At 30.5% G+C, this 14,613-nt stretch carries 13 protein-coding genes; 1 reads left to right on the top strand and 12 read right to left on the bottom strand.

Going from position 1 to position 14,613, the window contains the following annotated elements:
• Positions 1 to 8: 8 nt before the first annotated feature.
• The 5 genes from valS to P690_RS0100275 are packed head-to-tail and all read right to left on the bottom strand — an operon-like array spanning position 9 to position 6,456.
• A complete protein-coding gene (gene valS, locus P690_RS0100295) occupies positions 9 to 2,591 on the bottom strand; it encodes a valine--tRNA ligase (protein ID WP_027121816.1) in 2,583 nt (860 codons plus the stop codon).
• A 14-nt stretch (positions 2,592 to 2,605) separates the two neighbouring features.
• Entirely contained in the window at positions 2,606 to 3,166 is a 561-nt protein-coding gene (gene yihA, locus P690_RS0100290; RefSeq protein ID WP_027121815.1) for a ribosome biogenesis GTP-binding protein YihA/YsxC, read from the bottom strand.
• A gap of 5 nt (positions 3,167 to 3,171) precedes the next feature.
• A complete protein-coding gene (locus P690_RS0100285; RefSeq protein WP_027121814.1) occupies positions 3,172 to 3,393 on the bottom strand; it encodes a YneF family protein in 222 nt (73 codons plus the stop codon).
• A 15-nt stretch (positions 3,394 to 3,408) separates the two neighbouring features.
• Positions 3,409 to 5,439 (bottom strand): thiamine pyrophosphate-dependent enzyme, encoded by a 2,031-nt coding sequence (locus P690_RS03880; protein WP_084318487.1) that lies wholly within the window; start codon positions 5,437 to 5,439, stop codon positions 3,409 to 3,411.
• A gap of 18 nt (positions 5,440 to 5,457) precedes the next feature.
• A complete protein-coding gene (locus tag P690_RS0100275) occupies positions 5,458 to 6,456 on the bottom strand; it encodes a glycosyltransferase family 2 protein (RefSeq protein ID WP_027121813.1) in 999 nt (332 codons plus the stop codon).
• Between the two features lie 116 nt (positions 6,457 to 6,572).
• Here P690_RS0100275 and P690_RS0100270 point away from each other — a divergent pair, with 116 nt between their 5' ends.
• Positions 6,573 to 7,769, top strand: coding sequence for a Y-family DNA polymerase (locus P690_RS0100270; RefSeq protein ID WP_245576628.1), 1,197 nt, complete (start codon positions 6,573 to 6,575; stop codon positions 7,767 to 7,769).
• Here the strand turns inward: P690_RS0100270 and rnmV are convergent.
• The 7 genes from rnmV to gpmI all read right to left on the bottom strand — a co-directional run bounded on the left by rnmV (position 7,753) and on the right by gpmI (position 14,610).
• Positions 7,753 to 8,313, bottom strand: coding sequence for a ribonuclease M5 (gene rnmV, locus P690_RS0100265; RefSeq protein ID WP_027121811.1), 561 nt, complete (start codon positions 8,311 to 8,313; stop codon positions 7,753 to 7,755). The two genes, P690_RS0100270 and rnmV, sit on opposite strands and share 17 nt — an antisense overlap.
• The gene (locus P690_RS0100260; RefSeq protein ID WP_027121810.1) at positions 8,265 to 9,287 is read right to left on the bottom strand and encodes a ribose-phosphate diphosphokinase; all 1,023 of its coding nucleotides are present in this window, start codon (positions 9,285 to 9,287) and stop codon (positions 8,265 to 8,267) included. The genes rnmV and P690_RS0100260 overlap by 49 nt, the downstream gene beginning before the upstream one ends.
• A gap of 119 nt (positions 9,288 to 9,406) precedes the next feature.
• On the bottom strand, positions 9,407 to 10,156 hold the full coding sequence (gene truA / locus P690_RS0100255; protein ID WP_245576626.1) for a tRNA pseudouridine(38-40) synthase TruA: 750 nt from the start codon (positions 10,154 to 10,156) through the stop codon (positions 9,407 to 9,409).
• Positions 10,134 to 11,300, bottom strand: a complete 1,167-nt coding sequence (locus tag P690_RS0100250; protein WP_027121808.1) for an energy-coupling factor transporter transmembrane component T family protein — start codon at positions 11,298 to 11,300, stop codon at positions 10,134 to 10,136. The genes truA and P690_RS0100250 overlap by 23 nt, the downstream gene beginning before the upstream one ends.
• Complete coding sequence (locus P690_RS0100245; RefSeq protein ID WP_027121807.1) at positions 11,284 to 12,240, bottom strand: ATP-binding cassette domain-containing protein; 957 nt, start codon at positions 12,238 to 12,240, stop codon at positions 11,284 to 11,286. The genes P690_RS0100250 and P690_RS0100245 overlap by 17 nt, the downstream gene beginning before the upstream one ends.
• Complete coding sequence (locus P690_RS0100240; RefSeq protein ID WP_027121806.1) at positions 12,213 to 13,052, bottom strand: energy-coupling factor transporter ATPase; 840 nt, start codon at positions 13,050 to 13,052, stop codon at positions 12,213 to 12,215. The genes P690_RS0100245 and P690_RS0100240 overlap by 28 nt, the downstream gene beginning before the upstream one ends.
• A 46-nt stretch (positions 13,053 to 13,098) precedes the next feature.
• Positions 13,099 to 14,610: a 2,3-bisphosphoglycerate-independent phosphoglycerate mutase gene (gene gpmI / locus P690_RS0100235; RefSeq protein WP_027121805.1), complete on the bottom strand. Its 1,512-nt coding sequence runs from the start codon at positions 14,608 to 14,610 to the stop codon at positions 13,099 to 13,101.
• Positions 14,611 to 14,613 lie beyond the last annotated feature (3 nt).

Genomic DNA, 14,613 nt, shown 5'->3' with positions numbered 1-14,613 from the left:
AAAAATTCTTATTTTAAAGAATTCAATTTTTCTTGTTTTAACTTAAGTTCTTCTTGATAGTTGTTTAATTTCTTAACTTCAGCTTCATATTTTTCTTTTGGAGCCTTGTTTTTGAAATTTTCATTGTTAACGATATTTAAGCTTCTTTCAACTTCTTTTTCAAGTTTAGCTATCTCAGCAACTAACTTATCGATAACTTTAGTCTTATCTTGGGTATAAACCACATAAAACTCATTATCATCTGAAGCGATTAAGAATAAATCATCAACTTTTTGATCGCTTATCTTAATTAAGTTAACATTTTCGGCTTTTAAATACTTAGCTAGATCATCGATATAGCTTACATCATTTTTATAAAGTACATCCAACTCTGTTTTGTTTTTTAAATCAAAACTTTGTTTAAAATTTCTAATCTTAATAATTATGTTGAAGATATTATCAAAAACTGTTGATTTAGCTTTATTTTCAATTAAATTAGGTCATTTTTCAAGAATAATTGAAGGCTTAGCGTGTTCAAACTCATAAGCATTATAGATCTGTTCGGTAATGAACGGAACAGAAGGGTGAAGCATAATTAGAAGATTTCTAAAAATCTGATTAGCTAAATCAAATTTAGCTTTAGATCATTGTGCTTTTTTGTTTAACTCAATATAAACATTAGCAAAATCATCCCAGATAAAATCACTTAGCTGTTTGTTTGATAATGCGAAACGATATTCTTTTAATTTATCTTGAATTCCCGCATTAACATCGTTGAAACGATTGATAATTCAATGATCTAAACTGTCTAAAGGTTTGTTAGTTAATTTAGATGTGTCAATTAATTTTAGATATCTAGCTAAGTTTCATAACTTATTCAAAAATGAAGCTGCTGCATTCATTTTTTCCAAATTATATGAAACATCTTCACCTGGTGAAGTGTTTGATGTTAAAAATAATCTTAAAGCATCAGCACCATATTGTTCAATAACCTTGATTGGATCTATTCCATTATTAAGTGATTTAGACATCTTACGGTTTTGTTCGTCTAAGATCAAACCATGCAATAATAAATCCTTAAACGGAATTGATTTTTTTAATAACCATGACATCATGATCATTCTTAATACTCAGAAGAATACGATATCATAAGCAGTTACTAAAAGCGAATTTGGGAAATTATCATTAAACTCTTTATCATCAATTCCTTCATCAAAACAGATTAGTGGTCAAAGTGCTGAAGAAAACCAAGTGTCAAGCACATCACTATCCCTGATGTAATCATCACCAGGCGAACTAATGCTTACTTTAATATCATCAGGATTATCCTTGTGATACCAAGCGGGTATCTGATGACCTCAAACTAATTGACGTGAAATACATCAATCCTGATTTGAATCCAATCAGTTATTAATCGTATCTGAAAATCTTTTTGGATAGATCTTGATATTTTCTTCGTTGTTAACTAAATTTTTAATCTCATCAACAAACTTGGTTGTGATTAAAAATCATTGTTTAGATAACAACGGTTGGATAATCGTATTAGAACGATCTGAATAACCAACATTACTGATGATTTCTTCAAATTTAATATATTTTTTTTCGTTAATTAACTTATTAACGATTAATTCTCTGGCTTTATAAGCGTCAACGCCGTTAAATTCTAAAGCTAATTCGTTTAAGGTTCCATCGTAATTAATACAACTTAACTCTTCTAAGTTATGTTTTTTTGATAATGCGTAGTCATTATAGTCATGACCAGGAGTACATTTCATCACTGCACTACCAAATTCCATATCAATGTATTCATCAACAAGGATCGGGATGCTCTTATCATTTAAGGGGTTGATTACTTTCTTGTTGTGATACTTAAGATATCTTTCATCATTCGGATTAACAAATATTGCAGTATCAGCATATATCGTTTCTGGACGAGTTGTTGCAATCACCAAATAATCATTACTATCTTCTAAGAAATACTTAATGTAATGAAGTTTTTGGCGAGTTTCTTTATTAATTACTTCGATATTTGAGATTGCAGTATTTAGTTTCGTATCTCAGTTAACAAGCGTATACTTTTTAGTTATGTAACCTTGTTCATACAACTTAAGAAATACGTCTAAAACGTATTTGTTTGATTGAGGTGATAGAGTAAACTTCTCTTTTTTCCAATTAAGTGCTAAACCTAATGATCTAGCTTGATTCTTAATATTTTTTGAAGATTCTTGCGACCAATTATAAATATTGTTAAAGTGAGTAACTCGATCATCTTTACGATAATCAATATTTTTAGTTCTTTGAATTGATTCAAATTTAGTTTGGGTTGCAATCCCTGCATGATCAGTTCCAGGGATTCAGTTAATTTTACCCATCACCAGTTTTTGATAACGAACAATTAGATCTTGAATTGACAGATTCCAAGCATGCCCGATATGTAAGATCCCTGTTAGGTTTGGTGGGGGCATAATTACGCTAAAAGGTTTAGCGTTTGGATTGGCGAAATCCGAATCTTGGTTAGCATAATCTGTTTCTAACCAAAAATCAACTACACCATCACTAACGTTTTTATGATCGTATTTTTCGTTTAAATCAATCTTTTTTAATCGCTTCATAATTTAAAAAATAATTAAGATATCACATCAATGATCTTCAGCATCAAATTATTTAAATTTTGTTTATTTTTTGCGCTGATTAAGATAATTCTGTCTTCATTGACTTTAAGAGCTTCTAAGATCCTATCTTTGTTGTTTTGATAAGCCGACTTGGGATATTTATCGATTTTATTAAAAACAATATAATACTCAACATCTAAGGTGGTTAATAACCTTACAATCTCAATATCTTGTTGAGTAATCACCCCAAGATCTAAGATCAAAAAGATACCTACTAAATTCTTGCGATGATTTAAATAATCGCTTAAAAATAATGAGATCTCTTCTTTTTGCGACTTTTTAATTCGCGCATAACCATACCCAGGGAGATCAACAATTCGCTGATTACTAATCTCATAAAAGTTCATCGTAACTGTTCGTCCTGGTGTTTTTGATGTTTGAGCTATCTTTGCATTAGCTAGACCGTTGATAAGAGTCGATTTACCAACGTTAGAGCGACCGATTAAGCACACCTCTTTTTTAGAATCGTTAATGCAGTCTTTTAAACTAGTTGCACTTTTAATAAAACGATTCATGATCGTTATTTTGTTTCCTTAGTATAAGCACGCATCATTTGTTTGATCTGTGCTTCTGAAGGTTTTCGTCCCATTTGGGCGTAAAGACTTCGAATCTGAGATTCGGTAATCGGTGGATTTTTACGCATCTGACGTTTGAACACCTTCATTGATACGAAATATCCCACAAGTGCCCCTACGATTAAACATAAAGGAATACTTAAACCTAACGCTAAACCTAAGACCATGTTATTAACTCCTAATTATTTGTTTTTGTGATCCTTATTACTTAAATCAATATTTGATTTTAAACCATTTTCGTTGTTTTTGTTGGCAACTTTATTTTGCAAACATAACAAAGATTGTTGATGATTTGCTTCTTTTTTAAGAAGTTGTTCATTTGAACCATCAACTTTAGATTTATTATCTAATGTTTTTATTTTATTATGACTTTTTTGTGCACGTCTGGTTTTCTTGAAATTAGTTGATTTGTTTGATGCTTCATGATCAACTTCAGGTTGGTTTTGTGATAACACATAACCTCAAGCTTTATTTTGCGCTCTTGAAATGAAATAACTTGGCAGATTATTTAGTAACACTGATTTTGATACTGCATCAATTTGATCAAAATCTGTTAGCGAGATTACCGAAATAATTCTTGCTGAAATATTGTTTTTTAACAATTTTTGACGAAAATCTAACGCCTTGATTAGATCACTACCTGTCGTTACAATATTTACTGTAGAATAACTATCGCTATAAAGTTCATAACCTGCAAACGTAATTTCGTTCACTTCAGAACTAATCAATTCGTTTGAACAAGGTAAAACAAGATAAGTTTTATCTTTGTTTTTGCTACCAAAATTACCAATCGTGTATTTTAATTCTTCGTTTGTTCCAGGTTGTAAGACAACTGCGTTTTTTTGTTCTGAAATAAAATCAAGCAAACTGTTAGTATATTTAGTTGATAACTCTTTACAATTATCAACTAAATATAAAACCTTGCTTTCATCTTGATAAAAACTAAAAGATGGGATTGTTTTAGAAATTAAATTAATATCTGCACTAATCACTGGTAAGTGAATCTTATTATCAGCAATAGCTTTAGCAATCACATTCGCTAATTCAATTCAATTACCCAACAGAACAATACGACTAGGATCAATTAATTTAATTTCGTCTTCTAATTCATCATCGTGATCGCTAACGTGTAATAAAACACTGTTAGGTTGATATCTAATCAAGCTAGCTTTAAATTTAACTAGCGGCTCATCACTACTAATCTGATCTAATGAGATTTGTCAGTCTTTAAATTCACTTAAGTAGCTAGGAATTACTTTATCTTCTTGTTTAAGTGTATCTAGTTGATCGTTAATTAATTGTTTTAATCTATTGATCCGTTCAGTGATAGTTGGATAAATATCATTAGCACTCTCATAAAGAACACTAAATTCCTCACCGCTGTATTCTAAACGTTTCATCAAGTCATTAAGTTGTTCTTGGGTCAAAGAACTTCTTAATGTTTGTTTTGTGCTAGCATCATCACAACCGTGCCCAACGATCGTGTTAATATCAACAAAAACCGGTTTCTTAGCATTAACTGCGTAATGAAAACCAGCATCAATCTTATCAAGATTGTTACCATTAAAGATATTGATGTATTTAAATCCCATATCTTTAACAATCCCCGTAAAATCGGTAACTAAATAATCTTCATTCGATCCACGCTCTTCGAAATGATTATTATTATAAATAATAATCAAATTATCTAAATTTTGATTAACAGCGGTTCTTAGTGCTGATAATCCATAGCTTGAATTTAAATCAGCTGTACTAACAACGCAATAAATCTTATTAGTAATCGTGTCGTGAGATGCTTTGTTTGCTAGTTTTGAATCGATTGCTAAACCAACTGCATATGCTAGATTATATCCTGGCTGATGATTTGAAAAATCATATAGATTTCGTACTGGCCTTTCATAAGAAAAGTTAACTAAATCTTCCAACTTAATGTCGGGGTGTTTTAATAAATAAAAACACGCCTTAATATTGGGCCCACCAATCTGTTTTGATACTACCAACTTATCATTATAGTTGGCATCAACATTATTAATATCCATAACAAAATAGTTACGGAATAAAACATAAAGATAACTAGCTGCACCAAATCCGTATGCAGCTGTGCCAATAAAATTGTTATTGACTGTATCAAACATTAAAAATCTAAAGTTATTAACGATTGAATTTGCGTTTTTAGGAAAGGGCTTGTTTTGATAAATCGACTTAATAACCATTTTTTTAAAATTTAGTAACTATCTGAACAATCGCTTATTTTCACCACTTTTTAATCTTTCTCTTAGATTGTTTGGCACCTTGAAAATGTAGTTAGAAGCCACATATTGGTTTCTTAACGGAATGATAATTTGTTTTTCAAACTTATCTTTAACAGGCAAAGCTGAACTGCGATATTCAATTCTTACTTGATCTATTATACTGGTAATTATACTAGATTTAAAATCGTTTAATCGGTCTTTAATTGACACATAATTACTGAACCACTCAACCATTTTAGGGTATTCGTTTAAGATGTAACGATATTTAGCATCTAAGAATTTAAAACGCTCTAAATCATAGTAATTGTCGCATTCAACAAAATTAATTGTAGGCTTTCATACAACTCTAAAAAAGTCGCAGTTGGCTAATAAATCATATTTAATAAAGAAATCTGGTATGTATGGATTTTTGCCAAACTTCATATCAAGAGCTTCAAAAAAGTTCTTTTTAATTAACATTCCTTGAGTATAGAAAGAATTGCCAAATATGTAATCGACCGAATTTCGATCAGACATTTTTTTATCGTTTGTTGGAATGTCATACACACCTTTCATGGGGTTAGCCGAGTTACCTACCATGTTTCTACCCATAACGATTTCTGTGAATTGTTCAATGATTGAAACCATGCTTTTGATCGCATCTTGGTTAAGAGTGTTTGGTGTTTCTAAAAACATAAAGAAATGCCCTGATGCGTATTTCACCAGTTGATCATAAACAAAACCTCTACCCTTCTGAACTGAGTTGCGATAAATTCTGATATTTTGTTCTAATGTTTCAAACCGTTTTAGCACTTGATATGAATTGTCATTCGAGCAATCATCGATGCAGATGATTTCGACGTTTTTATAGCTTTGAAACAGAGCTGAACTAACCGTAATTTCTATATTCTTAGCATTATTATATATAGGAATTAAGATAGAAATTAAAGGGTTTTTAACATGATAAAACTCAGAAGATCTTGAATTGGTTTCATTCATAGCGCATTTTCTTGGCGTGCTTATTAATTAAATTATAAAAGCAATTTTAGCAGTTTCAAACGGCCTTTTTAATAATTTTTCTAATAATTTAATATATATTTAAATTATTGTTTTTAATGGACCGAAAAATTATTTTTCACATCGATTTTGACGCCTTTTTTGCTTCAGTTGAAGAGAATTTTAATCCCCAATATAACAACAAACCGTTAGTTGTGGGATCTAAATCAAAAGGGTCGATTATTTCAAGTGCAAACTATATTGCTAGAAAATTTGGCATACGCTCAGCTATGCCTATTTTTCAAGCTAAAAAACTGTGTCCATCATTAATAGTTGCTGAAGTAGATTACCCAAAATACGAAAGAGTGTCGTCTTATGTTTTTTCATATTTAAGGGATTTTGTTTCTAATAAAATGGAAGTTGCATCAATTGATGAGTGTTATATGGATGTAACGAGCATACTTGAAAAGAATCCAGAAATGGATGCTGCTGATTTGGCTAAAAAAATTCAAAAACAAATTTACGAGTTAACAAGATTAACGGTATCTATTGGTATTAGTTCAAATTTGTTTTTAGCTAAAATGGCTTCTGATCAAAATAAACCAAATGGTATTTATGAAATTTGACCAGATGAAATTGAGGAAAAATTATGACCCATTGATATTAAAAAAATGTATTTAATTGGTTCTACAAAAATACCTGTTCTGAATCAATTAAATATCAAAAACATCGGTAATTTTGTACAATTTAAAGATAAAGAAAAATTAATCGATATTTTCAAAAATATGTTTTGAACTCATTATAATCACGCTAACGGAAAAGGAAGCAGTTTTGTTGATTACGAAAGAAGTTCAAGAAAATCAATTTCAGTTTCTAGAAACATAAGATATAAAGTTAGTTACTATGAATCTTTACTAAAGATTTTTAATGAATTATTTGATGAAGCTTTTTCTAGATTAAAAAATCACAATTTTTTAGCAAAAGGCGTTTCAGTTTCATTAAAAACGGAAAAAGTTAGGTCATTATCATTTAGTTTTAAACAATTTTTAGACAAAAGAACGTTGTTTTATAAAAAAGCTACTGAATTGTTTGAAAGATTACATAATAACCATTTAGTAGCTAACATTAGCATCTCATTTAATAACATCACTAATAAATATAAGTTTATTCCTAATATTAATATTTATCAAGAGCTGTCTAAAGATCAAAAAGATGCAATTTTATTAAAAAAAATAGTTAATCAAATTAATAAAGAACACAATAAAGAATTAGTCAATATTGCCGTCGATTTTGATTATTTTAAGTTTCAGAAATAAGCTTTTTTAGCTCGCTAAAATTCTTTTTAAGAAGATTTAAATATCGAAATAAACTTTTGTTATTTCCATAGGGAATATTAAGTTTATTGCACAACTGTAATCTTTTGTTTTTGGTGTTTAAATCTAAGGATAAATATTCTTCTCAAGTAATAGATTTTTTAATACATTCATCAAAACTAATTAAATTATTAAAAGCAGATAAAATTACTTGATCGTTAGCTTCTGCTATTCCTTTTTTCTTAGAATCTTTTAATTGATCTAAATCAATAAAAGCTTCTTTATATTGTTTTAATTCTTTAATCAGTCTTGCTCTAATCTTTTTACCTTGATAATCTGGATCTAAAAATAAGATAACACCTCTGCTTAGACTTAATTCTTTAATTAAATTAATAGTTTGATCAGATATCTCTGATCCGTTAGTTTCTATGGTTTCGCAATCAAAGAGCGATTTAAGCTTAACTGTATCGGTTTTGCCTTCAACAATAATAATTTCGTTTATTCTATATCTTTTAGAATATTCTTTAGATCTGGTGATTTTACTCATTCTTGATAAAGTGAATAAACTTCGCTAATCGAACCACCGTTGATGTATTTGTCTAAAACTAAACTATAAAAGTGGTCTAATTTAACTACTTTAAATTCTTTTTTGTCTTGTAAATTGTTTTTTGTTTGATCAATTGTATCCGTTACATAAATCTTATCGATTTCTTTTTTCTTGTAACATTCATCAAACAAATCAATTGCATTTTTATTGAACAGACCGTGTGTAGCCATTACTAAAACTTTTTTAGCTTTGTGCTTGTTTAGTAATTTAGCAGCCGAAATAATCGTTCCACCAGTATCGATCATATCATCGACGATAATACAACATTTATTCTTAACTTCACCCAAAATATTAATTGATTCAGCTACATTAGGTTTTGGTCTTCTCTTATCAATAATCGCTAAGGGAACGTTGATAGATTCTGCAATTTTTCTCGCTCTTTTAACACCACCATAGTCCGGCGAAACAACTACAAGATCATCAATTTTGTTATCTACTAATACGTGAGATAATAAAACAAAAGATGCCTTTAGAGTATCAACTGGGATATCAAAAAAACCTTGAGTTTGATCACTGTGGATATCAGTTAATGTTACTCTAGTAGCTCCTGCTTTAGTAATTAGATCGGCTACTAATTTTGAAGTAATTGGTTCTCTACCTGCAGATTTACGATCTTGTCTTGCATAACCATAATAAGGAATTAATGCAGTAATTGATTTTGCTGATGCTCTTTTTGCAGAATCAATAGCAATTAACAATTCCATCAAGTTGTCATTTACTGGTGAATTTGTTGATTGAATAAAAATAACTTCTCTGTCTCTTAGAGTGCAGTCAGGTCTAACAAAAACTTCATCATCAGCAAATTTTTGAATCGTGATCTCACCTGGTTCAATAGCTAATCTTTTGCAAATTGAATCGGTTAATTTTTTTGCGGATGATAAACCAAAGATTATATGATTATTTTTAACGTACATGGCAATTGTTACTATAACAATTCTAAAATATTAAATTGTTATCTAGGAATATCTGCAAAACAAGATAAAAATATATCTGTTTTTCTTTTGTAGCTTAAAAAAAATGAATAAGCAAATACTTATTCATAATAAACTTCATATAGGTATAACCCACTAGCTGGAGCTTTTGTAACCGCTTTTCCTTTTTTGGGGTTTTCTAATAATCATTTGAGATGATTTAGATCATATTTTTTGATCCCGATATTATAAAGCGCAGCCACAATCATTCTTACCATTGACCGTAAGAAGCCATCACCAGTGACATAAATATAAATCTTATTTCCTTGTTGTTTAAAATCAATCTTATGAATTGTTCTTAAACCCTTATCTTTATCAGCAGTTGAGAACGATCAAAAATTATGTGTGCCTTCAAGGATCGGAATCGCTTGTTTGATTAGATCGAAATCCAATTTAAAATTTACTACCCAAGCATGATCATAAAACAATGGATTATTAGCACAATAATCAATTAGATAAAGATAAGTCTTAGCTTTTGCACTAAAGCGTGCATGAAAACTGCGATCAACTTCTTTAATCCATTTAATGTATCATTTGTTTTGTCCATAACGGTTTAAGATCTCTCTTAGTTTTTCTAAACTAATTCGATCATCAATATAAAAACTGATATATTGATTAATCGCATGAACACCTTTATCCGTACGTCCACTAGCATTCACATAGATCTTTTCTTCATAGATCCATTCTAATGCGTCTTGTAGTTTGGATTGTACCGTTTCATAGTGATTTTGAACGGCGTAACCATGAAACTTCGTTCCATGGTAAGAGATATTAATTAAAACGTTTTTATTAAACTTGGCCAACGTTTTCACCTAAACCAATTGTCATTCATTCTGGTGAACCAAACACACCAAATAAGATTCTTGAAGCTGCTACATAGATAAAGAATCCTAATAAGATCATTAAAAACGTATAAACAACAAGATCTAGTGCATGAACTTTAAAGATACGGTATCTCGTTCTTGCAAATCTTGGGTTATAACTTCTTGCGTCCATTGCATTAGCTAATTCACCCGCGTTTCTAAACGCAATTGAAACCATTGGAATAATTAATGAGACCAATGAACGCATTCGTTCGATCGTATTACCGTTTTTAAAGTCGATTCCTCTTGATGCTTGAGCATTTAGAATTCTTTGTGATTCTAATAATAATGAAGGCACAAAACGAATTGAGATACTAATTGTCATCGCCAATGAATTAACAGGGACTTTTAGTAATTTTAATGGTGATAATAGTTGTTCAATTCCAAATGTTAATTCAATTGATGTACTTGATGATGTTAATATTGTTGCTAATAAGATCATCATGAAGATTTTTAAAACAATTGATAAAGTAATAAATAAAGTTTTAAAACTTAATGCGTATCATTCAAAGATTAAAACCGGTTTTAATACTAAGCTAGTTGGATTGAAATCAAATTGTTTTAGTTGTGCTCCAGCAACTTTGGGGACGGCGATTCTAAAAAATTCTTGTAACTGTAATGGTGTTAGATCAGTTCTTTTTTCATGAACTAAATTTAGCACATCATCAAAGCTGATGAACATCTTTGTTTTAGTGTTCATGATCATTGGTGTTTGTGATTTGAAAAAATCAAAATCATAAAGATTAGCCACAGAATGATCGTTATAGTTACCAATTAAAATGTAATTATGCTTGCTATTTGCTAATACTGATATGTTTAAAAATCCAGGGTTCCGATAGGTAAACCAGTTGATCAAAAACAAGAATAAAAACATTATGATAATCGTTTTTAGTGTTGATCAATAGATTCTAAACGGTAGTTTTGAGATCGCAAAAATCAATGAGATAATTGATAAAACGATCAACTGGAAGATTAGTCCGGTTGGTAAAAAAATAATTACAACAAAAGCAATAAAAATCATCAACTTAATTGATGGATTTGTCTTGTGGACAACTGAATTGCTTAATATATACCCATTAATTGCGTTTTTCATAGTTATTAATTACTTCATTTATTGCTTTTGCTAACTCTTTAACAGTTCTTGGTTCGTACTCATACAGTTTTTTAAACACAGGATTTTTTAATGACAAGTCATTAATTACTTGAACAACATGAGGTAGTGCGATTGATGTTGTTTGCATGATTTCGGGATTGGTGAAAATCTGATAAGGAGATCCAGATGTTAAGATCTTACCTTTGTTTAATAATATTACTTCATCAGCAATCTCTAGCACTTTTTCCATCTGGTGAGTAATTACAATTACGGTTTTATTCTCTTTTTTTGATTCAAGAATCAAATCAACCATCTCACTTTCACCTTTAGGGTCCAAACCTGCAGTTGGTTCGTCGAAAATGATAATTTCAGATTGAATTGCTAAGATTCCAGCGATCGCCACTCTTCGTTTTTGACCACCCGATAACTCAAATGGACTCACATCTAAATAAGAAGAATCAAGGCCCATTCGATTAAGATAGAATTTAGCTAATTTTGCTGCTTCTTCTTTATGAACACCAAGAGCAACAGGACCAAACATAATATCTTTTTGTACCGTGTCTTTGAACAACTGGTATTCGGGGAATTGAAACACCATCGAGATGATCTTTCTTAACCGCTTGAAATTTTTAATCTTCTTTGTGTTAGGTGAGATCACAATATCGTGATTGTTCTTGAAATCACGAATAGATAACGTTCCGTATTTTGATGTTAATAAACCATTAAAGTGGGTAACTAAAGTTGATTTTCCACTCCCAGAATTACCAATAATACAGTAAATCTTATTCTTTTCAAAGGTAAAATCAATTCCGTTAAGTGCCCAAAACTCCTCTGAAGTTTTTTCATCAAAAACACATTTTAATCCTTCAGCACGCAATACCTGATTATCAACTAAAGGAGCTGGTGTATACTTTAATCTTTTTGATCAACTCTTGAACATATATTATCGATTAATTCCTTATATCTTAAAGTCGAATCAATTTTCTCATCCAACTCATTTAATTGCATTGCTAAGTCTAAAGTAAAAGGGATATCTAAATTGATATCTTTTAAAAATTGTTTGTCTTTAAAAATCTCATCAGGACTACCTTGCTTGATTAAATTTCCGTGATCCATAACCAACACACGATCGCAATTAACTACTTCTTCCATATCGTGGGTAATCGAGATTACAGTCTTACCCTGATTACGTAGTTGGAGCATAAAACTCTTAATATCTTTTTTACCCTTAGGATCCAACATTGATGTTGATTCATCGAATAAGATAATACTTGGGTTGATCGCTAAAACTGAAGCAATTGCAACACGTTGTTTTTGTCCACCAGACAGTTTGTGTGGCTCAAATTTCAAGATATCTTTAATTCCTATTCGATCTGCTACAGATTCGATTATTCTTTTAATCTCTTGACGGGGAATCTTACGATTCTCTAGCCCAAAGGCAATATCATCTTCAGCAGTAATTCCAATAAATTGATTATCAGGGTTTTGAAAAATGATCCCAACGTTATCGCGTAAAAACTTAATGTTGTCGCGCGAAATGGCATAACCAAATAAATAGATCGTACCTGCAAGTGGTTTTAAGATCCCAGTCAACAATTTTGACATTGTTGATTTTCCAGACCCATTATGACCAACGATACAAACGTATTCTTTTTCATAAATTTCATAAGATACGTTTTTTAGTACTTGTTTTTTTGAATTATATGAAAACGATACGTTTTCAAACTTAATAACACAATTCTTATTATCCATTTATCTAATTATAAAAACCAAACGACTAATTTTGATCAAAAATAGATTAAATTAGTGATTCTTGATCCATCTCTTTAGGAATAGCTATTCCTAAGTATTTTAAGATTGTTGGTGCAACGTTAGCTAAAATACCCTGTTTTTTAGTAAATTTTACTGACGAATCGGTAATACTAAACGGAACAACATTAGTTGTGTGCTTAGTAACTTTTTGATTGTTTTCATCAATCATTTCTTCTGCATTACCATGATCTGCTGTAAAGAATACAGTGATATTATTTTTTTTAGCATCAGCTAACAATCTACCGATTTGTACATCTAAAGCTTCTAGACCTTTAAGAGTTGCTTCGTAATTACCAGTGTGTCCAACCATATCTGGGTTAGCAAAGTTTAAAACTGTTAGATCATATTTCGTATAAACTTTTAATAATTGATCAACGATCGCTTCTGCTGACATTTCGGGTGCTAAATCATAAGTCTTAACATCTTTTCTAGAAGGGACTAAAATTTTGTCTTCGTTTTCATATTCAACTTCAACACCCCCATCAAAGAAGAAAGTTACGTGAGCGTATTTTTCAGTTTCAGCTATTCTTAATTGTTTTTTCTTAGCGTCTTTTAATACTTCACCCAAGGTGTTCTTTTCAATCTTAGGTGGGTAACAGATTGCTGAAGGATTAATTCCTTCGTATTGCATCATGATTACAAAGTATAGATTGTTTCTTCTGATCTCTGGGTTTTTATCATAGTAATTAGAACCAAAGATATAATGACTTAATTGTCTTGCACGGTCAGGTCTGAAGTTAGCAAACACAACACTATCATTGTCTTGAATTGTAATTTGATCGATCTTGTAGTTACTATTGTAAGCTGGAACGATAAATTCGTCGGTTACATTATCTTTATAAGATTGTTCTACATAAGTTTTGATCTCATCAAAACTTTTACCGGTGTTAAATAAAATATTGTTATAAGCTAAATCGATACGGTCTCATCTTTGATCACGATCCATTGCATAAAATCTACCAGAGATACTACCAATTTTAGTGTTAGTTGCTTTAGCTTTTCTTAATAACTCATCCAAATCAGATAATAATTGTGTTGGCGGAACATCTCTACCATCACCAAAGATGTGTAACACACTTAATACACCGTGTTGGTGTGCCATTTCCATAATCGCGTAGATATGATTGATATGAGAGTGTACCCCACCTTTAGATACTAAACCTAAAATATGTAATTTAGATTTATTTTTCTTAGCATGTTGGATTGCATTTAATAACGCTTGGTTATTAAAAAATTTTTTATCTTCAATCTCTTTGTTAATCAAAGATAAACCAGTGTAGATGATTCGACCAGTTCCGATATTTAAGTGACCTACTTCAGAGTTACCAATCTGATTTTTTGGTAAACCAACATCTTCACCACTAGCTCCTAGCATAATGGTCGGATTATCCTTCATTAAACTGTCTAAATGTGGTGTGTGTGCATTTTTAACGGCATTACCGTGGGTGTGGTTACTAATTCCATAACCATCAAGAATCATTAATAGTGCTTTTTTCATAGT

It is taken from the genome of Mycoplasma imitans ATCC 51306 (genome assembly GCF_000518305.1).
GTDB lineage: Bacteria > Bacillota_I > Bacilli_A > Mycoplasmatales > Mycoplasmoidaceae > Mycoplasmoides > Mycoplasmoides imitans.
This window is presented reverse-complemented; position numbering and strand designations above follow the sequence as displayed.